Annotated in this window: 21 protein-coding genes; 9 read left to right on the forward strand and 12 right to left on the reverse strand. The window is 71.8% G+C overall.

From position 1 onward, the window contains the following. Positions 1-359: 359 nt before the first annotated feature. Positions 360-1,001 (reverse strand): DNA-3-methyladenine glycosylase, encoded by a 642-nt coding sequence (locus ACZ6IM_RS30115; protein WP_052841781.1) that lies wholly within the window; start codon positions 999-1,001, stop codon positions 360-362. Positions 1,002-1,147: 146 nt separating this feature from the next. Between ACZ6IM_RS30115 and ACZ6IM_RS30120 the strand changes: the two genes are divergently transcribed. From ACZ6IM_RS30120 to ACZ6IM_RS30130, 3 genes are all read left to right on the forward strand, one after another. Further along, on the forward strand, positions 1,148-1,930 hold the full coding sequence (locus ACZ6IM_RS30120; RefSeq protein ID WP_052841782.1) for a sporulation protein: 783 nt from the start codon (positions 1,148-1,150) through the stop codon (positions 1,928-1,930). Positions 1,931-1,980: 50 nt separating this feature from the next. Beyond that, entirely contained in the window at positions 1,981-2,520 is a 540-nt protein-coding gene (locus ACZ6IM_RS30125; protein ID WP_052841783.1) for a YbhB/YbcL family Raf kinase inhibitor-like protein, read from the forward strand. A gap of 200 nt (positions 2,521-2,720) precedes the next feature. Further along, positions 2,721-3,227 (forward strand): HNH endonuclease, encoded by a 507-nt coding sequence (locus ACZ6IM_RS30130; protein WP_007388340.1) that lies wholly within the window; start codon positions 2,721-2,723, stop codon positions 3,225-3,227. 114 nt (positions 3,228-3,341) lie between these two features. Here ACZ6IM_RS30130 and ACZ6IM_RS30135 read toward each other — a convergent pair whose 3' ends face one another. The 3 genes from ACZ6IM_RS30135 to ACZ6IM_RS30145 form a co-directional block, all read right to left on the reverse strand. Beyond that, positions 3,342-4,295, reverse strand: a complete 954-nt coding sequence (locus ACZ6IM_RS30135) for an SPFH domain-containing protein (RefSeq protein ID WP_052841784.1) — start codon at positions 4,293-4,295, stop codon at positions 3,342-3,344. A 179-nt stretch (positions 4,296-4,474) separates the two neighbouring features. Then, on the reverse strand, positions 4,475-4,906 hold the full coding sequence (locus tag ACZ6IM_RS30140) for an NfeD family protein (RefSeq protein WP_052841785.1): 432 nt from the start codon (positions 4,904-4,906) through the stop codon (positions 4,475-4,477). A 54-nt stretch (positions 4,907-4,960) separates the two neighbouring features. Beyond that, complete coding sequence (locus tag ACZ6IM_RS30145) at positions 4,961-5,758, reverse strand: ABC transporter ATP-binding protein (protein ID WP_052841786.1); 798 nt, start codon at positions 5,756-5,758, stop codon at positions 4,961-4,963. 153 nt (positions 5,759-5,911) lie between these two features. Between ACZ6IM_RS30145 and ACZ6IM_RS30150 the strand changes: the two genes are divergently transcribed. Next, the gene (locus ACZ6IM_RS30150; RefSeq protein ID WP_052841787.1) at positions 5,912-6,694 is read left to right on the forward strand and encodes a hypothetical protein; all 783 of its coding nucleotides are present in this window, start codon (positions 5,912-5,914) and stop codon (positions 6,692-6,694) included. A gap of 172 nt (positions 6,695-6,866) precedes the next feature. Here the strand turns inward: ACZ6IM_RS30150 and chpE are convergent, their stop codons facing one another. The 3 genes from chpE to ACZ6IM_RS30165 all read right to left on the reverse strand — a co-directional run bounded on the left by chpE (position 6,867) and on the right by ACZ6IM_RS30165 (position 9,064). After that, positions 6,867-7,115, reverse strand: a complete 249-nt coding sequence (gene chpE, locus ACZ6IM_RS30155) for a chaplin ChpE (protein WP_003977022.1) — start codon at positions 7,113-7,115, stop codon at positions 6,867-6,869. Positions 7,116-7,284: 169 nt separating this feature from the next. Beyond that, positions 7,285-7,926, reverse strand: a complete 642-nt coding sequence (locus tag ACZ6IM_RS30160; RefSeq protein WP_469560709.1) for a response regulator — start codon at positions 7,924-7,926, stop codon at positions 7,285-7,287. Next, complete coding sequence (locus ACZ6IM_RS30165; protein WP_052841789.1) at positions 7,919-9,064, reverse strand: GAF domain-containing sensor histidine kinase; 1,146 nt, start codon at positions 9,062-9,064, stop codon at positions 7,919-7,921. The genes ACZ6IM_RS30160 and ACZ6IM_RS30165 overlap by 8 nt, the downstream gene beginning before the upstream one ends. Positions 9,065-9,282: 218 nt before the next feature. On the opposite strand from ACZ6IM_RS30165, the gene ACZ6IM_RS30170 reads away from it, so the two are divergent. The 3 genes from ACZ6IM_RS30170 to ACZ6IM_RS30180 all read left to right on the forward strand — a co-directional run bounded on the left by ACZ6IM_RS30170 (position 9,283) and on the right by ACZ6IM_RS30180 (position 12,174). After that, a complete protein-coding gene (locus ACZ6IM_RS30170; protein WP_469560713.1) occupies positions 9,283-9,978 on the forward strand; it encodes an SDR family NAD(P)-dependent oxidoreductase in 696 nt (231 codons plus the stop codon). Then, positions 9,978-11,102: an S-adenosylmethionine:tRNA ribosyltransferase-isomerase gene (locus ACZ6IM_RS30175; RefSeq protein WP_052841791.1), complete on the forward strand. Its 1,125-nt coding sequence runs from the start codon at positions 9,978-9,980 to the stop codon at positions 11,100-11,102. Before ACZ6IM_RS30170 ends, ACZ6IM_RS30175 begins: the two co-directional genes overlap by 1 nt. 352 nt (positions 11,103-11,454) lie before the next feature. Beyond that, positions 11,455-12,174, forward strand: coding sequence for a transglycosylase SLT domain-containing protein (locus tag ACZ6IM_RS30180; protein ID WP_052841792.1), 720 nt, complete (start codon positions 11,455-11,457; stop codon positions 12,172-12,174). 126 nt (positions 12,175-12,300) lie between these two features. Here ACZ6IM_RS30180 and ACZ6IM_RS30185 read toward each other — a convergent pair whose 3' ends face one another. Continuing rightward, entirely contained in the window at positions 12,301-14,889 is a 2,589-nt protein-coding gene (locus tag ACZ6IM_RS30185) for an ABC transporter ATP-binding protein/permease (protein WP_469560718.1), read from the reverse strand. A 239-nt stretch (positions 14,890-15,128) separates the two neighbouring features. On the opposite strand from ACZ6IM_RS30185, the gene ACZ6IM_RS30190 reads away from it, so the two are divergent. Both ACZ6IM_RS30190 and serB read left to right on the forward strand, forming a co-directional pair. Next, on the forward strand, positions 15,129-17,144 hold the full coding sequence (locus tag ACZ6IM_RS30190) for a streptophobe family protein (RefSeq protein ID WP_469560721.1): 2,016 nt from the start codon (positions 15,129-15,131) through the stop codon (positions 17,142-17,144). A gap of 231 nt (positions 17,145-17,375) precedes the next feature. Next, on the forward strand, positions 17,376-18,620 hold the full coding sequence (serB, locus tag ACZ6IM_RS30195; protein ID WP_469560724.1) for a phosphoserine phosphatase SerB: 1,245 nt from the start codon (positions 17,376-17,378) through the stop codon (positions 18,618-18,620). Between the two features lie 108 nt (positions 18,621-18,728). Here serB and ACZ6IM_RS30200 read toward each other — a convergent pair whose 3' ends face one another. The 4 genes from ACZ6IM_RS30200 to ACZ6IM_RS30215 all read right to left on the reverse strand — a co-directional run bounded on the left by ACZ6IM_RS30200 (position 18,729) and on the right by ACZ6IM_RS30215 (position 21,295). Continuing rightward, positions 18,729-19,247, reverse strand: coding sequence for a SixA phosphatase family protein (locus ACZ6IM_RS30200; RefSeq protein ID WP_469560727.1), 519 nt, complete (start codon positions 19,245-19,247; stop codon positions 18,729-18,731). A gap of 92 nt (positions 19,248-19,339) precedes the next feature. Beyond that, positions 19,340-19,546, reverse strand: coding sequence for a hypothetical protein (locus ACZ6IM_RS30205; protein ID WP_469560729.1), 207 nt, complete (start codon positions 19,544-19,546; stop codon positions 19,340-19,342). A 183-nt stretch (positions 19,547-19,729) separates the two neighbouring features. Further along, positions 19,730-19,846: an SGM_5486 family transporter-associated protein gene (locus ACZ6IM_RS30210; RefSeq protein ID WP_037922852.1), complete on the reverse strand. Its 117-nt coding sequence runs from the start codon at positions 19,844-19,846 to the stop codon at positions 19,730-19,732. A gap of 114 nt (positions 19,847-19,960) precedes the next feature. Next, positions 19,961-21,295 carry a CynX/NimT family MFS transporter gene (locus tag ACZ6IM_RS30215; RefSeq protein ID WP_469560732.1) on the reverse strand — a complete coding sequence of 445 codons (1,335 nt, stop codon included), beginning with the start codon at positions 21,293-21,295 and terminating at the stop codon, positions 19,961-19,963. Positions 21,296-21,336: the final 41 nt, after the last annotated feature.

The raw sequence follows: 21,336 nt of genomic DNA on the forward strand, positions 1-21,336 counted from the left end.
AGTTCTCAAGGAACGGACGCTTCCTTTGTACTCACCCTCTCGGGCTTTCCTCCGGGCGCTTCCCTTCGGTCTTGCGTTTCCGACTCTATCAGATCCTTTTCGGTCCGATTCCCGGTCGGCGGGATTTGTCGACTGCGTCCGGGCTTTCGCTCGTCGGCCTTTCGACATTCACTACGTTAGCCGATTCCTCCGTGGACTCATAATCGAGTCCTGCGAGTTTGAATTCAGGCATGCGGACATGCCGAATTCGCTCCCGCTGAGGGAAGTCGTAGGTAGTGGGTTGGCCGCTTCCGGCTGCAGGCGAACGCCCTACCCGGGTCAAGCGGCTCGGGCTACGTTACGCGTCTCCCAAGGGAGAGTCAACTTCGGCGCTTCCTGGGGACGTGCGCCCGATACGGGCTGACCGTGGGGTCGTCGGCGACCCAGTAGCGCCAGGGGTGCACGCCGCCTTCGCCGGCCACTCCGGTCCGTGGACCGTTGCGTACCTGGTCACCGGGTACGGGGGCACCGGTCAGGATGCGCAGAGGGGTGGCTTCCGCCGTACAGGCGTCCGTGCCGTTCAGGGCGCGGTCCACGCCCAGGGCGGTGGCGAGGCGGGCCGGGCCTTTGGCCAGTTCCTTGTCATTGCGGGCGGAGAGCCGACGGGTCCGGGCCAGCTCGGCGCCCTCGATGATCTCGCCAGCGCGGAGCAGAACCGCGCTCGCCCTGCCCTCGGGGCCGCACACCAGGTTCATGCAGAACCACATGCCGTAGGTGAAGTAGACGTACACGTGTCCGGGGCGGCCGAACATCACGTCGTTACGGGGGGTGCGACCGCGGTAGGCGTGGGAGCCGGGGTCGTTCTGACCGTCGTAGGCCTCCACCTCCGTCAGACGGAGGGCGATCGGGCCGTCCGGGGTGGTGCGCACCAGGATGCGGCCCAGGAGGTCGGGGGCCACCTCGAGAACGGGGCGGTCGAAGAATTCCCTGGGCAGGGGCGTACGGTCAGGGCTCGCGATCATGCCGTCCGAGCGTAACGCAGCCCGGACCGCGCGCGGGGCGGTCAGGGGGCGTCCGCCTTGCCAGGGTGTGGGGCGCGGAACCGGCCACGGCGGGATCGCGTTTGTAGGGATCGAGGATTCACACGCAAGCCTGGAGAGGGAGAGACATGGCGTTCAAGAAGCTGCTCGCGAGCCTGGGAGCCGGCGGGGCTTCGGTCGAGACCGAGCTGCATGAGGTCAACGTCGTACCGGGGGGTGTCGTCCAGGGCGAGGTGCGGATCCAGGGAGGGTCCGTCGACCAGGAGATCGAAGGGCTGTCGGTCGGGCTCCAGGCCAAGGTCGAGGTGGAGAGCGGCGACCAGGAGTACAAGCAGGACATCGAGTTCACCAAGGTGCGGCTCGGCGGCGCCTTCGGGCTGAAGGCCGGTGTGGTGCACGCGGTGCCGTTCGGCCTGGAGATTCCGTGGGAGACCCCGATCACCATGATCGACGGGCAGGCGCTGCGCGGGATGAACATCGGCGTCACCACGGAGCTGGAGATCGCGCGCGCCGTGGACTCCGGTGACCTGGACCCGATCAACGTGCACCCGCTGCCGGCGCAGAAGGCGATCCTGGACGCGTTCATCGGTCTGGGCTTCCGCTTCAAGAGCGCGGACATGGAGCGGGGCCACATCCGGGGGACGCGCCAGCAGCTGCCCTTCTACCAGGAGATCGAGTTCTTCCCGCCGCAGCAGTACCGCGGGCTGAACCAGGTCGAGCTGAGCTTCGTGGCCGACGCGCAGGCGATGGATGTCGTGCTGGAGATGGACAAGAAGCCCGGGCTGTTCAGCGAGGGCAGCGACACGTTCCGTTCCTTCAAGGTCGGGCTGAACGACTACCAGGGCACCGACTGGACGGCGTACCTCAACCAGTGGCTCTCCGAGGTCGGCAGCAAGCGCAACTGGTTCTAGAAGATCTAGGCTCGGTCATCTCTGCACCACACCATTCAGGAGGTACCGAGGTGACCGAGCTGAAGCGACGTCCGCTCCCCCATGACTTCCACCCGCCCGTGCCGTCGTTCACGGTCACGAGCGACGACGTACAGGTAGGCGGGACGCTCAAGGACGCTCAGGTCCACGCGGCCGGCAACACCTCTCCGCATCTGCGGTGGGAGGGCTTTCCCGCCGAGACCAAGAGCTTCGCCGTGACGTGCTACGACCCGGACGCCCCGACGGGCAGCGGGTTCTGGCACTGGGTGGTGTTCGACATCCCGGCCTCGGTGACCGAGCTGCCGGTGGGCGCGGGCAGCGGCTCGTTCGAGGGGCTGCCCCAGGGCGCCGTACAGGCGCGCAACGACTACGGCACCAAGGGCTTCGGCGGTGCCGCGCCGCCGGCCGGGGACGGCCCGCACCGGTACGTGTTCACGGTGTACGCCGTGGACCAGGAGAAGCTCGGTCCCGACGCGGACAGCACTCCGGCGTTCGTCGGCTTCAACCTGCGGTTCCACACGATCGCGCGGGCTCAGCTCATCGGTGAGTACGAGGTGCCCGCGGACAGCTGAGTGTTCCGAGCGTTCATGGAACGTTTGCCCGCCCCCGGTCTTGGAATGGATCAGGGGCGGGCATTTTTGTTGCCGGGGGATGGCGGGGGGCGCGTCCCTCGTCGGAGCAGCAGATATTGCGTTGTCCATCCCGGCGTGCCCGGCCAGAGTTGTTCCAGCCCGCCAGGGGGTGGGCCGGTGCGCACGGGAGGTGGGCTGGTATGCGGGACACGCTGGTGCTGAACGCGAGCTTCGAGCCGTTGTCGACGGTGACGCTGAATCGAGCCGTCGTTCTGGTGCTCCAGGACAAGGCCGTCGTCGAGCAGGCCCACCCCTCGCTGCGGATGCGCGGAGCCGCGCTCGACATACCCGCGCCCCGGGTGATCAGGCTGTGCCAATACGTACGGGTGCCGTTCCGAAGACGCGCTCCGTGGTCGAGGCGGGGGGTGCTCGTCCGGGACCGGCACCGGTGTGCGTACTGCGGGCGGCGGGCGACGACCGTCGACCACGTGGTGCCGCGGTCGCACGGCGGGCAGGACACCTGGCTGAACACGGTGGCCTCGTGTGCGGAGGACAATCACCGCAAGGCGAACCGGACGCCGGAGCAGGCGGGGATGCCGTTGCTGCGGGAGCCGTTCGAGCCGACTCCCGCCGATGCGATGTTGCTGGCGCTGGCCCGGGACGACTTCGCGGCGTTGCCGGAGTGGTTGGTGTTGGACGCCGCGTGAGTCCGCGCCGCAGGGGTTGATGTGCGTCGCTGACCGCGGGTGCGCTGTGCCTTGTCGCGCAGTTCCCCGCGCCCCCTCCGGGCGCGGGGGTCACCCGGCGCCGGCAAGTACTCGCTAGTCGATCGTCGGCTTCTCGCGGCGTTCCTGGGCGGGTACGCTCGCGCCGCCGCTGCCGCCTCCCGAGTTGCCGCCCAGGCCGCCGAGGTTGCCCATGGCGCCGGAGAGGCCCTTGAGGGCGTCGCCGATTTCGCTGGGGACGATCCAGAGCTTGTTGGCGTCGCCCTCGGCGATCTTGGGGAGCATCTGGAGGTACTGGTAGGAGAGCAGCTTCTGGTCCGGGTCGCCGGCGTGGATGGCCTCGAAGACAGTGCGCACGGCCTGGGCCTCGCCCTCGGCGCGCAGTGCGGCGGCCTTGGCCTCACCTTCGGCGCGCAGGATCTGGGACTGCTTCTCACCCTCGGCGCGCAGGATCTCGGACTGCCGGACACCTTCGGCCTGGAGGATCGCGGCGCGCTTGTCGCGGTCGGCGCGCATCTGCTTCTCCATCGAGTCCTGGATGGAGGTGGGCGGTTCGATGGCCTTGAGCTCGACGCGGTTGACACGGATGCCCCACTTGCCGGTGGCCTCGTCGAGGACGCCGCGCAGCGCCGCGTTGATCTCCTCGCGGGAGGTCAGGGTGCGCTCCAGGTCCATGCCGCCGATGATGTTGCGCAGGGTGGTGACGGTGAGCTGCTCGATCGCCTGGATGTAGCTGGCGACCTCGTAGGTCGCGGCGCGGGCGTCGGTCACCTGGTAGTAGATGACGGTGTCGATGTTGACGACCAGGTTGTCCTGGGTGATGACCGGCTGCGGCGGGAAGGGCACGACCTGTTCGCGCAGGTCGATGCGGTTGCGGATGGTGTCGATGAACGGGACCACGATGTTGAGGCCCGCGTTGAGTGTCCGCGTGTAGCGGCCGAAGCGCTCGACGATGGCGGCGCTGGCCTGTGGAATGACCTGGATGGTCTTGATCAGGGCGATGAAGACCAACACCACCAGGATGATCAGGACGATGATGACCGGTTCCATCGTGGGTGTCCGTCCCCTTCTCCGCCTCGGCGCTCCGGCAGATCCTGTGAGACCGGGCCCTGTTGGCCCGGCTGACCCTGACTACTGCTGATCTTACGGCTGTTGAGGATCTTGCTGGTCGAGTGTGACAGACCGTGGCACGACGCGGGGGACGTTCGGGCCACTTGTGCACGGCCAGGTCACATGATGACGGCCGTGGCCCCGTCGATCTCCACGACGTCCACTTCCTCGCCGGGTTCGAAGGCACGCCCGGTGTCCAGGGCGCGTGCCGACCAGACCTCCCCGGCCAGTTTGATCCGGCCGCCCGAGCCGTCCACCCGCTCCAGCACGACGGCCTGTCTGCCCCTCAGGGCGTCCACTCCCGTGGCCAGTTGGGGCTGTTGGGAGCGGTGTCGCGCGGCGATGGGCCGTACGACGGCGATGAGGGCGACCGAGACGATGACGAAGACGAGGACCTGGACGACGAGGTCCGCGCCCAGTCCGGAGGCGACGGCGGCGGCGACCGCGCCGACGGCGAACATCCCGAACTCCGGCATCGCGGTCACGACGAGCGGGATTCCGAGCGCTGCCGCGGCGACGAGCCACCACACCCATGCGTCGATGTCGTTCACGCTGTCATGGTAGGTCCGTTGGGGACGCCGGGGACAGGGCGCACGGGGGGCGGGTCAGGACAGCGGGAGTCCCTTCGCGGTCCACCGGTCCCCGTTCTGCTCGACGATGAGCGGGAGTCCGAAGCAGAGGGAGAGGTTGCGGGAGGTGAGTTCGAGCTCCAGCGGGCCGGCGGCCAGGACCTTGCCCTGACGGATCATCAGGACGTGGGTGAAGCCGGGGGCGATCTCCTCGACGTGGTGGGTCACCATGATCATGGAGGGTGCGATGGGGTCGCGGGCGAGCCGGCCGAGGCGGCGGACGAGGTCCTCGCGACCGCCGAGGTCGAGGCCGGCCGCCGGCTCGTCCAGGAGCAGCAGCTCGGGGTCGGTCATCAGGGCACGGGCGATCAGCGTGCGCTTGCGCTCGCCCTCGGAGAGGGTGCCGAACCTGCGGTCCAGGTACTCGGTCATGCCGAGGCGGTCGAGGAAGGCGCGGGCGCGCTGCTCGTCGATGTCCTCGTACTCCTCCTGCCAGCCGGCGGTCATGCCGTACGCGGCGGTGAGCACGGTCTGCAGCACGGTCTGGCGCTTGGGCAGCTTGTCGGCCATGGCGATGCCGGCCACGCCGATGCGCGGGCGCAGCTCGAAGACGTCGGTGCCGGGCTTGCCGAGGGTCTCGCCGAGGATGGTGGCGGTGCCGGTGCTCGGGTAGAGGTAGCTGGACGCGACATTGAGGAGGGTGGTCTTGCCGGCGCCGTTGGGGCCGAGGATGACCCAGCGCTCGCCCTCCTTGACCGACCAGGAGACCTGGTCCACCAGAGCCCGGCCCTCGCGGACCACGGATACGTCCTGAAGCTCCAGAACATCGCTCATGAGCGCGTTGTCTCCCCTTGCATTGTGGCCGGTCTCGGCTGACGCGTACACCTGTGACTCGGGCCGCGGCGCCGGTGGGCGCAGGCCCCTCCAGGAAATCTACGCCACCGGTCGGCGTCACCGTTCCATCGGTCCGGTCCTTAGGGTGGGGGCATGCTCTCGGAACCACGCGCAGGGCGCCTTGCCGCCTGGGGAAATGCCCTTATTGCCCATTTGGTCTCGCCGGACGACGCCGCGGTCGCGATCGTGGGCGAGGACGCGGTGCACCGGGTGGAGGGGCTGCCGGGTGAGGACGCGCCGGTCGGTCTCACGCTGGCGCTGGGGCGGCTGCGGGCGCTGGGAGCGTCCGGGCTGCGGGTCGCGCTGCCCGCGCCGGGGCATCCCCTGGGGCTGAGCGGGCCGCCGGAGTTCAACGCCCGGGCGCTGGAGGCCGAGGAGGCGGTGATCTGCGAGGGGGCCGCGCTGGGGCTGGTGCCGGAGGTGTACGAGGCGGGGCCCGAGGGTGACGTGCACGTCGAGGTCGTGTGGCACTGCCTGCCGGTGCGGGAGGCGCCGCCGGCGGACGTGCCCTCGCTCGGGGAGGCGGAGCGGGAACTGGCGGAGGCGCTGCGGGACGCGACTGAGGTGCTGACGCGGCTGGACGTCGCCGGGTCGGGGCCGGTGGCGGAGGCGGCGGTCGCCGCGTACCGGGCGCGGGCGGAGCGAGGGCGTGAGGTGCTGGCGCCGGGGTATCCGCCGCGGGCGGTGCGGGTGCTGGAGTTGGCGCAGCGGGTGGGGGCGCTGGTGTCGCTGGCGTCCGAGAACGGGCACGGGGGTGCGGTGAGCGCGTCGGAGATGGCGGCGCGGGGGGATGCCTTGCGGCCGGTGGAGCGGGTGGCTCGGCGGGCGCAGGTCGCGGCGTACAACTCCGTAGTGGTGGAACGGGGGATGCGGTGAGCGCTTCTCCGGCTCGCCCCGTGCGGGTGTGACCGACCTGGGGGCCGCGCCCCCCAGACCCCCGCTTTCGGCCTGAACGGCCTCGTCCTCAAAGTCCTCAAACGCCGGACGGGCATGCCGATGCGGCCTCCCAGTGGTCCCGGGAGGCCGCAGGCATCGTGCGCGACCGGTGTCAGTGGTTGACGCCCAGGTTGCCGAAGGCCGGGTTCAGGACGCCGATGACGTTGACGCTGTTGCCGACGGCGTTGACCGGGATGTGGATCGGCGCCTGGACCAGGTTGCCGGAGGCGACGCCCGGGGAGCCGACGGCCTTGCCGTGGGCGTGGGCGCCGCCGTCGGTGGCGGAGGCCATGCCCGCACCGGCGGCGATCAGGCCGCCGGCCACCATCGTCACGGCCGCTGCCTTCTTCAGGTTCTTCACTTACAAGCCCTCCTTGCGATCACCGCGGCAGTCGCCGTGGTGCGCCCTGAAGAACGGCCGGACCCCTCGAAGGATGCGCCATATGGGGGACATTCCCACGACGGTATGAATCTCCGACCGGAGGGGAACCCTCCGCCGACTCGCCGCGTAAAGGGGCGGTCGGTCACGGTCAGCCGGCCACCCCGTGGCGTACGGCCCACAGGGCGGCCTGGGTGCGGTCCGCGAGGTCGAGTTTCATCAGGATGTTCGAGACGTGGGTCTTCACCGTCTTCTCCGAGAGGACCAGCGCCCGCGCGATCTCCCGGTTGGAGCGGCCGTCGGCTATCAGGCCCAGCACCTCGCGTTCCCGCTCCGTGAGGGATCCGGTCCGGCCCGCACCGGAGCTGCTCTCCTCCTGGCTCAGGAGGGCGCCCGCGACCTCGGGCTGGAGCAGGATGTGGCCGGCGTGGACGGAGCGGATGGCGCCGGCCAGCGCGTCGGGGTCGACGTCCTTGTACACGTACCCGGCCGCGCCCGCCCGCAGGGCCGGGACCACGGTGCGCTGCTCGGTGAAGCTGGTGACGACCAGCACGCGCGCGTGGTTGTCCAGTTCCCGGAGCCTGCGCAGCGCTTCGACGCCGTCCATGCCCGGCATCTTGACGTCCATGAGGATCACGTCGGGTTTCAGCTCCTGGGCGCGCTCGACGCCCTCGGCGCCGTCCGCGGCCTCGCCGACCACCTCGATGTCGTCCTGCACCTCCAGGAAGGTGCGCAGTCCCCGGCGGACCACTTGGTGGTCGTCGACGAGGAGCACCTTGATCGCCTCAGCCACCGGGAACCTCCATCTCGATCGTGGTGCCCTCGCCGGGCGCGGACCGCACGGTCAGCCGGCCGCCGGTGCCACTCGCCCGGTCGCGCATCGAGACCAGGCCGAGGTGGCGTCCGGCGCGGCGTACCGTGCGCGGGTCGAAGCCGCCGCCGTCGTCGGTGATCCGCAGGACGGCGCCGGTGCCCCGCCGGTGCAGGGTCACCTGGACGTGCTCGGCCCCGGAGTGGCGCAGGGCGTTGTGCAGTGCCTCCTGGGCCACGCGCAGCATGGCCTCCTCCTGGCTGGCCGGCAGGGCCTTGACGCCGTGACCGGTGAAGGTCACCCGAGCGGAGTGGGCGCGGTCGAGGACCTGGATCTGGGTGCGCAGGGTGGCGACGAGGCCGTCCTCCTCCAGCGCGGCGGGGCGCAGCTCGACGACGGCGGCGCGCAGTTCGTCGGCGGCCTCGGCGGCGAGCGTGGCGACCTGGTGCAGCTCGCCCTTGGCCCGCGCGGGGTCGCGGTCGACCAGGGCGGTGGCGGCCTGGGCGGTCAGGCGCAGCGAGAACAGCTTCTGGCTCACCGCGTCGTGCAACTCGTGGGCGAGCCGGGAGCGCTCCTCGGCGATGGTCAGCTCGCGGCTGCGCTCGTACAGGCGCGCGTTGGTGAGGGCGATCGCGGCGTGCTGGGCGAGGATGCCGAGCAGTTCCTCGTCGTCCTGTGTGAAGCCGCAGCCGCCTTCGGGTTTCTCGCAGTTCTTGTTGGCGAGGAACAGCGCCCCGAGCACCTCGTCGCCGTCGCGGATCGGCAGGCCCAGGAAGTCGACCAGGTCGGGATGGGCGGAGGGCCAGCCACCGAAGCGGGGGTCCTTGCGGACGTCGCCCAGGCGTTCGGGGGTGGCCTCCTGGAGCATCGCGGCGAGGATGCCGTGCTGGCGCGGCAGCGGGCCGATGGCCTTCCACTGCTCGTCGCTGACGCCGTCGACCACGAACTGGGCGAAGCCGCCGTGGTCGTCGGGGACGCCGAGGGCGGCGTACTGCGCGTCGAGCAGCTCGCGGGCGGAGGCGACGATCGTCTTGAGGACGTCGCGCACCTCCAGGTGCCTGCTCATGGCCAGCAGCGCGGAACTCACCGCGGTGAGGCCGGACCGTGGGCCGTGACTCATGTCCTCACGGTACCCGCGGGGGGTGCGGGCGGGATCGGCCCGGTGACGGGCGTCGCCTAGGGCGGTGGGCCTAGGTCCGCGGTCCCGCCCGTCGGGCCTAGGGCGAAGGGCCCTGACCGGTTGGGGCCCGTGCCCGAGGCGGCGGGTGGGCGCCGGTTCCTACGTTGAGGATCACGCCGGCCGGACGGACGGCGAGGACGACGAAGGGGACGTGTGTCATGCCGGTTGCGATCATCACGGGGGCGTCCAAGGGGCTGGGCCGGGCGCTCGCCGAGGCCCTGGCGGCACGGGGGTGGGACCTGGTGCTGGACGCCAGGAATCCGGAGGGGCTCAAGGAGGCGGCGACGGCGCTGGAGGCGTACGGCACGCGGGTGACGGCGCTGCCCGGCGACGTCACCGACTCCTGGCACCGGACGGGGCTGGTGACCGAGGCCCGGCGGCAGGGCGGCGTGGACCTGCTGGTCAGCAACGCCAGCGCACTGGGTGCCGAGCCCCTGGTGCGGCTGGCAGAGCTGCCCCTGGAGGGCATGCGGCGGGCGCTGGAGGTGAACGTGGTGGCGGCGCTGGGCCTGGTCCGGGAGGCCCTGCCGCTGCTGCGGGCGGCTCCCGCGGGCACGGTGGTGACGATCAGCTCGGACGCGGCCGCCGAGGCGTACGAGACCTGGGGCGGCTACGGGGCGTCCAAGGCGGCCCTGGACCAGCTGGCGGCGGTGCTGGGCGCCGAGGAGCCGGGGCTGCGGGTCTGGGCCGTCGATCCGGGGGACATGGCCACGGATCTGTACACGGCGGCCGTGCCGGACGACGACGACCCGCGTCCTGACCCGGCGAGTGTCGTGCCGGCGCTGCTGCGACTGCTGGACGAGCGTCCGGCGAGCGGGCGCTACGGGGCTCCGGCGCTGCTGGAGGCCCGCTGATGTCGGCGCTGGCGGTGCGGGTCCCGGAGGAGCTGTCGGCCCGGGTGCCGGTCGAGCAGCGGGAGCCGGGTCTCGACCGGGACGGCGTGCGGCTGCTGGTGTCGCGCGGCACCGAGGTGTCGCACCACCGGTTCGCGGAGCTGCCGGGGCTGCTGCGGGCCGGTGACCTGCTGGTGGTCAACACCTCGCCCACGCTGGCCGCCGCCGTGGACGGCCGGGTCGGGCACGCGCGCGTGGTGGTGCACTTCTCCACGCGCGGGGACGACGGCCGGTGGGCGGTGGAGCTGCGGGAACCGGACGGGCGGGGCACCACGCGCGCGCGTGCGGAAGCAGTGGACGCAGTGGACGTGACGGGCCTCCCGCGCGCGCGTGCGGAGGGAGAGGGAGTGGCGGGGCGCGGGTGCGGTGGTCTGGCGGGCACGCGGGTGCGGCTGCCGGGTGGTGCGCGGCTGGTGCTGGAGGAGCCGCTGAACGCGCGCGGTGAGCGGCTGTGGTGGGCGCGGGTGTCGGGGGCGGAGGTGCCCGCGCTGCTGCGGGAGCACGGGCGGCCCATTCGGTACTCCTATACCGAGCGGGACCAGCCGCTGTCCGTCTACCAGACGGTGTTCGCGCTGCCGTCCGGTGACGGGACGGGCAGTGCGGAGATGCCGAGCGCGGCGCGGCCCTTCACAGCGCGGCTGGTGGCGGAGCTGGTGAGCCGTGGGGTGCTGTTCGCGCCGGTGACGCTGCACACGGGGGTGGCCTCGGCTCAGTCGTACGAGCCGCCGTATCCGGAGCGGTTCGCCGTGCCGGAGACGTCGGCGCGGCTGATCAACGCCGTGCGCGCCGGTGACGGGCGGGTGGTGGCGGTGGGGACGACGGCCGTGCGGGCGGTGGAGTCGGCGGCCGGGGCCGACGGGGTGGTACGGGCGCGGGCCGGGTGGACTGAACTGGTCGTGACGCCGGAGCGCGGGGTGCGGGTGGTGGAGGGCCTGCTGACGGGGCTGCACGAGCCCGAGGCCTCGCATCTGCTGATGCTGGAGGCGGTGGCGGGACGGGCGGCGATCGACCGCGGGTACGAGGCCGCGGTGCGGGGGCGCTACCTGTGGCACGAGTTCGGGGACGTCCATCTCCTGCTGCCGTAGAAGGGCGGCGCAGACCACTCACACATTGCATTGCTCCAGCAACTAGCAGTGAGAAAGGTGGGAGGCCGATGTGAGCCCGCACATAGGGCGCACGTCACGTACGAACGGGAGTAGGAGAACGACTCGTCCGTTTTGAGCGGGGCAGATGGTCCAATCTGTCCCGCTTTGCCGTTCCCTGATCCACTATCTCGGATCGTACGTCACACCTTTGCCTCCGGATTTTGCGGCCGCTAAGAATTGCTCTCGTCGCTCAGCGCCGTGGGTTCTCCCCCGCGGCGTTTGTGCCGGAAGCACCAACTGTCCCCACCGGACGAGAGCGACCTCCGCGCTATTCGAAGAGGTCTATCCCGCCATGCTCAAGAACATCCTTCCCCGTGGTCGCAGTCGATCCCTGAACCGCACGCACAAGATCGCGATCGCCGGTGTCGGCACGCTCGGCGCCGCCGCCGTCGCCTTCACCGCCGTCCCGGCCAGCGGTCAGACGACGACCACGAGCGAGGCCGCTCCCACGGCCAAGGTGGCGTACAGCACCAAGCAGATCCAGGACGTGCACGCCGGTGTCACCGGCCAGCTCGCCGGCGCGAGCCAGAAGGTCGCCGCCATCGAGGCCAAGAAGGAGGCGGCCGCCAAGAAGGCGACCGCCGAGAAGAAGGCCGCCGCCAAGAAGGCCGCCGCCAAGCGTGCGGCGAAGGAGACCACCAGCCGGTCCGCCAAGCGCACCGAGATCAAGAAGGCCGCGCCGAAGTCCTACCCGAACAACCTCGACGGCTGGATCCGCGAGGCCCGCGCCATCATGAAGAAGCACGGCATCCCCGGGACCTACGAGGGCATCCACCGCAACATCATGCGGGAGTCCTCCGGCAACCCGAAGGCCATCAACGACTGGGACATCAACGCCATCAACGGCATCCCGTCGAAGGGCCTGCTCCAGGTCATCCCGCCGACGTTCAAGGCCTACCACGTGCCCGGCACCTCGAAGAACATCTACGACCCGGTCGCCAACATCGTCGCCGCGTGCAACTACGCCGCCGACAAGTACGGCACCATGGACAACGTCGACAGCGCGTACTGAGGTCGGCGCGGACCTCTTCACGACGTCGCCGACGCCGCACCGTACGCCGAAGGGCGGCACCCTCCTGACGGGGTGCCGCCCTTCGGGGCGTGCGGGGCGTGGCCTTGGGGCCCGCCGGACCTCGGCCTACTTGCGCATGACCTCGGGCTCGTGCCGGCGCAGGAAGCGGGCGACGAAGAAGCCGCAGATCACGCCGAGGACGATCAGCGCGGCCATGTCCATCCCCCAGGCGCCCACGGTGTGCTCCCACAGCGGGTCGGCCTCGGCCCCCTTCTCGGGCGGGCTGATCTTGTTGAAGTCCAGCGTGGCACCGGCCGCGGCGACCGCCCAGCGCGAGGGCATCAGGTAGGAGAACTGGTTGACGCCGACCGCGCCGTTCAGGGCGAAGAGGCAGCCGGTGAAGACGACCTGGATGATCGCGAACATCACCAGCAGCGGCATGGTCTTCTCGGCGGTCTTCACCAGCGAGGAGATGACCAGACCGAACATCATCGAGGTGAAGCCGAGCGCCATGATCGGCAGCGACAGCTCGACGAGTGTCGCGCCGCCCAGGATCAGTCCCTCGTCCGGGATCTCACGGCTGGCGAAGCCGATCACGCCGACCAGCAGGCCCTGGAACACCGTGATCAGACCGAGCACGAAGACCTTGGACATCAGGTACGCGGACCGGGACAGGCCCGTCGCGCGTTCCCGCTCGTAGATCACCCGTTCCTTGATCAGCTCACGGACCGAGTTCGCGGCACCGGCGAAGCAGGCGCCGACCGCGAGGATCAGCAGGACCGTGGTCGCGGTGCCGTTGGGAATGATCCGGCCGGTCTGCGGGTTGGCGGAGTTGGGCAGCAGGCCCTTGTCCGCGTCGATGAGCAGGCTGACCGCGCCCAGCACGGCGGGCAGGATCACCATCAGGGCCAGGAAGCCCTTGTCGGAGGCGATCACCGACGTGTAGCGCCGCACCAGCGTGACGAACTGGGACATCCAGCCCTGCGGTTTCGGTGGCTTCATCGCCTGCATCGGCGGTACCTGTACGGACTGCGGTGCGACGGCATCGAGGTCCGCGGCGTACATCTGGTAGTGCTGCGAGCCCTTCCAGCGGCCCGCCCAGTCGTAGTCGCGGTAGTTCTCGAAGGCGGAGAAGACGTCGGCCCAGGTGTCGTAGCCGAAGAAGTTCAGCGCCTCCTCCGGCGGGCCGAAGTAGGCCACGGAACCGCCCGGCGCCATCACCAGCAGCTTGTCGCAGGTCGCCAGCTCGGCCACCGAGTGGGTGACGACAAGGACGGTGCGGCCGTCGTCGGCGAGGCCGCGCAGCAGCTGCATGACGTCGCGGTCCATGCCCGGGTCGAGGCCGGAGGTCGGCTCGTCCAGGAAGATCAGCGACGGCTTGGTGAGCAGCTCCAGGGCGACGGAGACGCGCTTGCGCTGACCGCCGGACAGGGACGTGACCTTCTTGTCCTTGTGGATGTCCAGCTTCAGCTCGCGCAGCACCTCGTCGATGCGGGCGTCGCGCTCGGCTGCCGTGGTGTCGGCCGGGAAGCGGAGCTTCGCCGCGTACTTGAGCGCCTTCTTGACGGTCAGCTCCTTGTGCAGGATGTCGTCCTGCGGGACCAGACCGATGCGCTGGCGCAGCTCGGCGAACTGCTTGTACAGGTTCCGGTTGTCGTAGAGGACCTCGCCCTGGTCGGCGGGCCGGTAGCCGGTGAGCGCCTTGAGCAGGGTCGACTTGCCGGAGCCGGACGGGCCGATGACCGCGATCAGCGACTTCTCGGGCACGCCGAAGGAGACGTCCTTGAGGATCTGCTTGCCGCCGTCGACGGTGACGGTCAGGTGCCGGGCGGAGAAGGAGACCTCACCGGTGTCGACGAACTCCTCGAGCCGGTCGCCGACGATCTGGAACGTCGAGTGGCCGACGCCCACGATGTCGGTCGGGCCGAGCAGTTGGGAGCCGCCCTTGGCGATCGGCTGGCCGTTGACGTACGTGCCGTTGTGCGAGCCGAGGTCGCGGATCTCCATGCGCCCGTCGGGCGTCGAGTGGAACTCCGCGTGATGGCGGGAGACCTGGAGGTCGGAGACGACCAGGTCGTTCTCCAGGGCACGGCCGATGCGCATGACACGGCCGAGCGAGAACTGGTGGAACGTGGTCGGGCTGCGGTCCCCGTGGACCGGTGGCGCCCCCGCCGCGCCGCCTGGTCCCTGCTGCTGGGGGAAGTGCGGCGCGGCCTGCTGCGGCGGCGCCTGCTGCCAGCCCGGCTGCTGGGCCTGGTGCTGCTGCCCGTGCTGCTGCCCGTGCTGCGGTGCCTGCTGCGGTGGCGCCTGCTGCTGGAACGGCTCCTGCGCGGGCGGCGCCTGCTGCGCCCAGCCCGCGTTCGCTGCCTGCGCGGCGTACGGCTGCTGCTGCGGCTGGGCCTGCGGCGTGCCGGCCGGGGCCTGTGCGCCGGTCAGGCTCACGCGCGGTCCGTCGGTCGCGTTGCCGAGGTTCAGCACCGTGCCGGCGCCCAGCTCCGTCCGCTGGACCCGCTGCCCGTGCACGAAGGTGCCGTTGGTGCTGCCGTGGTCCTCGACCACCCAACTGCGGCCGTCGAAACTGATCGTGGCATGCCGCCAGGAGACCCTGGCGTCGTCGAAGACAAGCTCCCCCTGCGGATCGCGTCCTAGCGCGTATGACCGGGACGGATCGAGCGTCCAGGTCCGTCCATTGGATTCCAGTACGAGTTCCGGCACTCCATGCCCCACTGAGTTGTCCCCCGATGTACCCCCGTCGCGGGGAGTCTAGGGATGTCGAACATCGGGGGGAACTATTTCAGGCTCGGGGCCCTGACCGAAAGTCGGGCCTTGTGAAAAGTGCGTAGGCGCCACCGGCCGTTCCCGTTGACGGGGTGGAAACCTGCGCGGAGAGTGGTATTCCACGCGAGGGGGACATGCGCGGCAAGTCGGCCGCGCAGCGGATCGGGGGGTCTGCCATGAGCGCGTCCACGAGCGTCGGGAACAAGGGGTACGGCACGCGCGTGCCGTGGGGCGACGTACTGCTGTCCGCGATCGCCTCCGTGAGCTGGGCGTTGATCGGCATGGCGGGCACGGCGGCGCTCGGCCTGCACCTGCTGGACGCGGACGCGTCGGGTTCGCTCGGACCGATGACCGCGGCGGTGGTGGCGCTCGGGGCGAGCGGTTCGGTCACCCCGGCCGGTGATGTGTCCTCGTTCGGCATGAAAGGGGCCCAGGCGCACACGGCCATCGAGATCACGCCACTGGGGGTGGGCCTGGTCGGGGCGCTGTTCCTGTCCTTCTTCTTCCTGCGGTCCCTGCGGGCGGCCGGAGTTGTCGTCGCCCCCGCCGAACTCCTCGCGCGCGTGGGCGCGGTGGTCGCGCTGTTCGTGGCGATGCTGGGCGGGCTGGCCCGGGCCGGGCACGACGTCGTCACGATCGACGGCGCCTCGCTCGGGCTCGACGACCTGCCCGGCGGGGGTGGCGGCGGGCCGGAGATCCCCGGGCTCGGTGACGTGGGCGACATCGGCGGGCTGCTGCCCGGCCGGGTCGGTGACCTCGTGGACGCCCGGGCCGCCGTCGGGTTCACCGTCGACACCGCGCCGACGTTGCTGGGCGGTCTCGCCTGGTGCGCGGGGGTGCTGCTGATCGCGTTGCCGGCCTCCCGCCGCACGCCGCTGCCGCGCGGGTGCGAGGCCGTGCACCGGGTGGTGCGGCCGGCCGTGTCCGCGCTGGTCACGGTGGCGCTGACGGCGGTGGTGGCCGGCCTCGCGGCGGCGGCCTGGACGGCGATCGGCGACGACCGTCCCCGGCGGATCGCGGGGGCCGCACTGCTGGGCGCGCCCAACGGGGCCTGGCTCGGCATCCCGCTCGGTCTGTTCGTGCCGTGGGACGGGCGGGCCACCGGCGCGCTGGTCGGGGTCCTCCCGGCTCCCCTCGACGATCTGCTCGGCGACGGCGCCGAGCGGCCGGTCACCCTGGCGCGGCTGGCGGAGCCGGCCGGGCGGGTGTGGCTGCTGGGGGTGGCCGCGGCACTGATGATGCTGCTGGCCGGGGTGCTGACGGCGGTACGGACGCCGGTGGGGCCCCACGACGTACGTCCGCTGGTCTTCGCCAGGGGCTGTGCGCTGCGGCTGGGCGTCGCCACCGCGGTGACGCTGCCGCTGGCGGCCCTGCTCACCGAGGTGTCCGTGGACGCCTCCGTGTCGGTGCTCGGCATCGATGCCTTCGGCGCGGGCATCGACCTGCGCGGACATCTCGGCGCGGCCCTGCTGCTGGGCGCCGCCTGGGGCGCGGGCGCGGGAGCCGCCGGGGCGCTGCTGGCACGGGTGAGCGGGGCGGCCGGGACGCGGGCGTCGGGCTTGGCACGCAGTGCCGGGGCGGTGACGGAGGGCGGGGGCGCGAACGCGGGCGCGAGCGCGGGCGGTCCGGCGTGGGCGGGCTCGTCCCCGGGCCCGTACCGGCCGGGTGCGCCGCACCGGCCGCCCGATCCGGGCCCCGGTCCCCGCCTGGGATCGCGGGAGGGCGCGGGGCCCGGCGGGGCACCGGGACCACGCGGCCCCTCGGGAGAACCCGAGGACGCCCGGCCGCGCGACGCGGGGGCGCCGTCGGGGCCCGGGCACACGTCGTCGGGGCCCGGGCACACGTCGTCGGGGTGCTGGCCGCCGGGCGGCACGGGGCGGAGGCAGGAACGAGGCCGTACCGCCCCGGCGCGGTACGGAGGGGGCGGCGAGGGCGATCGAGGCGGTACCCCGGGGCACGACGGCGGCGGGGCGGGCCGGGGAGGCGGCGGGGCGGACCACCGGCCCGACGACGACGTGTACGGCGCCCCCACGGTGGCCGGGCCGCTGGGGCCGCCCCCGGAAACGCCGCGACGGCCACGGCGACCGGGGGAACGGCCGTCGTCCCGGCCCTGGGGCGAGGGCCCTCCGCCGCCTCCGCCCCCGCCGCTTCCCTCCCCACCCCCCACGCCCCGGCGGCCCGGGGACGGGTAGGCGGTGCCCGCCTCCCGCGTCACCCCGGCGGCCCGGGACAGCCCGGAGCGTGAACGTACGTACCCCGTGCCGCAGTGCCACCCGGGTGCGAGGACGGCACCCCGCTTCCCGACCGCTCGGCCGCCGCTCCCCCGGACGGGAATCCGGCCCGCGCGCTCCCCGCGCGCCCCCTGTCCGCCAGTCGGACCTGAGGCGCGGGCGGCACCGCGTGCCGGATACGGTGGGAGCACCATGAGCGCTTCGCAGACCTCTGACGTTCCCACTCTCCTCGTCAAGATCTTCGGAAAGGACCGGCCGGGCATCACGGCCGGCCTGTTCGACACTCTCGCCGCGTACTCGGTCGACGTCGTCGACATCGAGCAGGTCGTCACCCGTGGCCGGATCGTGCTGTGCGCGCTCGTGACCGAGCCGCCCCGCGGTCTGGAGGGCGATCTGCGGGCGACCGTCCACAGCTGGGCGGAGTCGCTGAAGCTGCAGGCGGAGATCATCTCCGGCATCGGCGACAACCGGCCGCGCGGTCTCGGCCGCTCCCTGGTCACGGTGCTCGGGCACCCGCTCACCGCGGAGGCCACCGCCGCCATAGCGGCCCGGATCACCGAGTCCGGCAGCAACATCGACCGTATCTTCCGGCTGGCCAAGTATCCGGTGACCGCCGTCGAGTTCGCGGTGTCCGGTGTGGAGACCGAACCGCTGCGCACGGCCCTGGCCACCGAGGCCGCGGCGCTCGGCGTGGACATCGCGGTCGTCGCGGCGGGGCTGCACCGGCGGGCGCAGCGCCTGGTGGTGATGGACGTGGACTCCACACTGATCCAGGACGAGGTCATCGAGCTGTTCGCCGCGCACGCCGGCTGCGAGGACAAGGTCGCCGAGGTGACGGCGGCCGCGATGCGCGGGGAGCTGGACTTCGAGCAGTCGCTGCACGCGCGCGTGGCCCTGCTGGCCGGTCTTGACGCCTCGGTGGTGGACAAGGTGCGCGCCGAGGTGCGGCTGACGCCGGGGGCCCGCACCCTGATCCGTACGCTGAAGCGGCTCGGCTACCAGGTGGGGGTGGTCTCCGGCGGCTTCACGCAGGTCACCGACGCCCTTCAGGAGCAGCTGGGGCTGGACTTCGCCCAGGCCAACACGCTGGAGATCGTCGACGGCAGAATGACCGGCCGGGTGACCGGGGAGATCGTGGACCGTGCGGGCAAGGCGCGGCTGCTGCGCCGGTTCGCCGCCGAGGCCGGCGTACCGCTGTCGCAGACCGTGGCGATCGGCGACGGCGCCAACGACCTGGACATGCTGAACGCGGCCGGGCTCGGGGTCGCCTTCAACGCCAAGCCGGTGGTCCGTGAGGCGGCGCACACCGCGGTGAACGTGCCCTTCCTGGACACGGTGCTCTATCTGCTGGGCATCACCCGCGAGGAGGTCGAGGCCGCGGACACGCTTGACGAGGGTCTCGGCGAGGGCCTCGGTCTGCCCGCCGAGCAGCCCTGACCCGGCGGAGGAACGGGCGGAAGCGCGGAGGGCGGAGGCACTGGCGGGCCCCCGGCACGACGAGGGCCCGGACCGTGAGGCTGCCGGGCCCTGTCACGCGGGGGCGGGTCAGTCGGTCGGCGCCCAGTAGTCGACCAGGACGGCCCGGCCGGGCTCCACGTCCTTCCAGGAGCCGGTGAAGGTCAGGACGGCGAAGGCGGCGGTCGGGAAGCCCCGGCGCTTGATCCGCTCGCGGACCTCGTCCTCGGCCGAGCCGGCCAGGATCTCGGTCAGCGCCTCCATGCCCGGGTTGTGCCCGATCATCAGCACGTTCCGCAGGTCGTCGGGGGTCTCGTTGAGCACGGCGATCAGCTCGCCGGGCGAGGCCTCGTAGATCCGCTCCTCGTAGACGGTTTTCGGCCGGTGCGGGAACTCCTGGACGGCGAGCTTCCAGGTCTCGCGGGTCCGGACCGAGGTGGAGCACAGGGCCTGGTCGAAGGGCACGCCCGTGTCCGCCAGCCGACGCCCGGCCTCTGCGGCGTCCATGCGGCCCCGGTCGGCGAGCGGTCGCTCGTGGTCGGACACCTGTGGCCAGTCGGCTTTCGCATGCCGGAAGAGAACAATCCTGCGGGGTTCTGCGACGCTCATGTCTTCCAGCTTCGCATGAAACAGGCCACGGGGCTCTGGGAGTTGACACGCGGGCTCACGACGGGACGCGGGTGGGAGTCCACGCTCGGCGCTCAGCGCGTGGCCAGTTGCTCCAGCCGCTCCAGGAGGTGGGCCGTCGCGGGCTGCCCCGCGGCCGCGTGGGCGTCGGCGGGATCGAATATCAGCAGGAGCAGCGCGACGAAGGCGAGCACGGGCAGGGCGAGGGCCCACCAGGGCAGCCGGATGTCGACGCCGCCGCGGGTCGCCTGGGGAGGCCGGGGGTAGGTAGGGGCCGACATGAGTGCCTCCGCTGGTCTTCGGGCGTCCCTGGTCCGTGCTCGGCGGCCCGCTTGTCGCGGGCACATCTCGACGTTACGGAACCGGCGGGGCCCAACCCATCCGGAGGTCCACCCACTTGACCCTGACCCTCACCCCCTAGGGGACGGGGGGTTAACCCCACCGTCCGGCCGGCGGGGGCGGGGTCACGGCGAGGCGATCGTCGCGATGACGCCGATGATCACGAAGATCGCGAGGAAGGCGCCGAAGACGATCAGCATCTTCTTCTGGCCGTGCTGGGGGTTCGGGTCGAGGACTGGCATACGGCAAGTCTCGCATCCTCCGCCCGGGCCGCTCCCGGGGGGCCACCGACGACGGGCCGGCCCCGACGGCGGCCGACGCGCCGTCCACGGCGGCCGGGCCGCCGCGCGCCCGGGTCAGCGGGCCGCCTCGTCCTCCACCGTACGGTTGCGCCCGGCCAGGACGCCCACCACCATCTGCGGCACCATCAGCGCGCTCATCAGGGCGATCGGCAGCCCCCAGCCGCCGCTGTGCTGGTAGAGGACGCCCACCAGGAGCGGACCGGGGATGGAGATCAGGTAGCCGGTGCTCTGGGCGAAGGCGGACAGCTGGGCGACGCCCGCTCCCGTCCTCGCCCGCATTCCGACCATGGTCAGCGCGAGCGGGAAGGCGCAGTTGGAGATGCCGAGCAGCAGGGCCCAGGCCCATGCGCCGCCGACCGGCGCGAAGTACAGGCCGGCGTATCCGGCGAGTCCGCACAGGCCCAGGATCAGCACGATCGGGCCCTGGTGGGGCAGGCGGGTCGCCACCCGCGGGATGACGAAGGCGAGCGGCACGCCCATCACCATGATGACCGCGAGCAGCAGCCCGGCGGTGCCGGCGGACACGCCCGAGTCCCGGAAGATCTGCGCCATCCACCCCATCGTGATGTAGGCGGCGGTGGCCTGGAGGCCGAAGAAGACGGCGAGCGCCCAGGCCGTGCGGCTGCGGGCGATCCGCAGCGGGGGCTGTTCCGCGGGCTTCTCGCCCTCCCGTCCCGGCGGCGTGGCCGGTCCCGTGGCCCCCGGCGCCGTCCGGTTGCGCACGAACGGGAGCCAGGGCAGGACGGCCAGCGCGGGCAGCACGGCCCAGACCGCGAGGCCGGGCTGCCAGTGGCCGCCCAGCGCGTTGGTCAGGGGCACGGTCGCCGCGGCGGCGATGGAGGTGCCGAAGGCCAGGGCCATCGAGTACAGGCCGGTCATGGAGCCGACGCGGTCGGGGAAGTAGCGCTTGACGATGACCGGCATCAGGACGTTGCTGACCGCGATGCCCATCAGCGCCAGGGCGGTGGCCGCCAGGAAGCCGCCCGTGCCGCCCGCGTACGGGCGTATCAGCAGGCCCGCGGTGATGGCGAACATGCCGGCGCAGACCACGGCGCCGGGCCCGAAGCGGCGGGCCAGCCGGGGGGCGGTGACCCCGAAGACGGCGAAGCAGAGCGGGGGCACGGAGGTGAGCAGCCCGGCGATGCTGCCGCTCATGCCGAGCCCGTCGCGGACCTCCTCCAGGAGTGCGCCCAGGCTCGTGATGGCGGGGCGCAGGTTCACCGCGGCCAGGACGATGCCGAGGATGAGCAGCCGGGTCGTCCACGTCGTCCACGCGCGCGTGGCGGGCGCCCCGCCGGGTACCTCGGGCACACCGCCCTCAGCACGCTGCGTACGTGTCTCCGTGCGTGTCTCCGTCCGGGTTTCGTCACTAGCCATGAGACCCATCATAGAATCATGGGATGATTGATTGTCCACTCGTTCGACCGCTC

The sequence above is a fragment of the Streptomyces sp. NPDC042336 genome (genome assembly GCF_055581985.1).

Coding starts and splice junctions, on each gene's coding strand:
- ACZ6IM_RS30115 (WP_052841781.1), bottom strand. CDS start 1,001: ATGATCGCGAGCCCTGACCGTACGCCCCTGCCCAGGGAATTCTTCGAC.
- ACZ6IM_RS30120 (WP_052841782.1), top strand. CDS start 1,148: ATGGCGTTCAAGAAGCTGCTCGCGAGCCTGGGAGCCGGCGGGGCTTCG.
- ACZ6IM_RS30130 (WP_007388340.1), top strand. CDS start 2,721: ATGCGGGACACGCTGGTGCTGAACGCGAGCTTCGAGCCGTTGTCGACG.
- ACZ6IM_RS30135 (WP_052841784.1), bottom strand. CDS start 4,295: ATGGAACCGGTCATCATCGTCCTGATCATCCTGGTGGTGTTGGTCTTC.
- ACZ6IM_RS30145 (WP_052841786.1), bottom strand. CDS start 5,758: ATGAGCGATGTTCTGGAGCTTCAGGACGTATCCGTGGTCCGCGAGGGC.
- ACZ6IM_RS30150 (WP_052841787.1), top strand. CDS start 5,912: ATGCTCTCGGAACCACGCGCAGGGCGCCTTGCCGCCTGGGGAAATGCC.
- ACZ6IM_RS30165 (WP_052841789.1), bottom strand. CDS start 9,064: ATGAGTCACGGCCCACGGTCCGGCCTCACCGCGGTGAGTTCCGCGCTG.
- ACZ6IM_RS30170 (WP_469560713.1), top strand. CDS start 9,283: ATGCCGGTTGCGATCATCACGGGGGCGTCCAAGGGGCTGGGCCGGGCG.
- ACZ6IM_RS30175 (WP_052841791.1), top strand. CDS start 9,978: ATGTCGGCGCTGGCGGTGCGGGTCCCGGAGGAGCTGTCGGCCCGGGTG.
- ACZ6IM_RS30180 (WP_052841792.1), top strand. CDS start 11,455: ATGCTCAAGAACATCCTTCCCCGTGGTCGCAGTCGATCCCTGAACCGC.
- ACZ6IM_RS30190 (WP_469560721.1), top strand. CDS start 15,129: ATGAGCGCGTCCACGAGCGTCGGGAACAAGGGGTACGGCACGCGCGTG.
- serB (WP_469560724.1), top strand. CDS start 17,376: ATGAGCGCTTCGCAGACCTCTGACGTTCCCACTCTCCTCGTCAAGATC.
- ACZ6IM_RS30200 (WP_469560727.1), bottom strand. CDS start 19,247: ATGAGCGTCGCAGAACCCCGCAGGATTGTTCTCTTCCGGCATGCGAAA.
- ACZ6IM_RS30205 (WP_469560729.1), bottom strand. CDS start 19,546: ATGTCGGCCCCTACCTACCCCCGGCCTCCCCAGGCGACCCGCGGCGGC.
- ACZ6IM_RS30210 (WP_037922852.1), bottom strand. CDS start 19,846: ATGCCAGTCCTCGACCCGAACCCCCAGCACGGCCAGAAGAAGATGCTG.
- ACZ6IM_RS30215 (WP_469560732.1), bottom strand. CDS start 21,295: ATGATGGGTCTCATGGCTAGTGACGAAACCCGGACGGAGACACGCACG.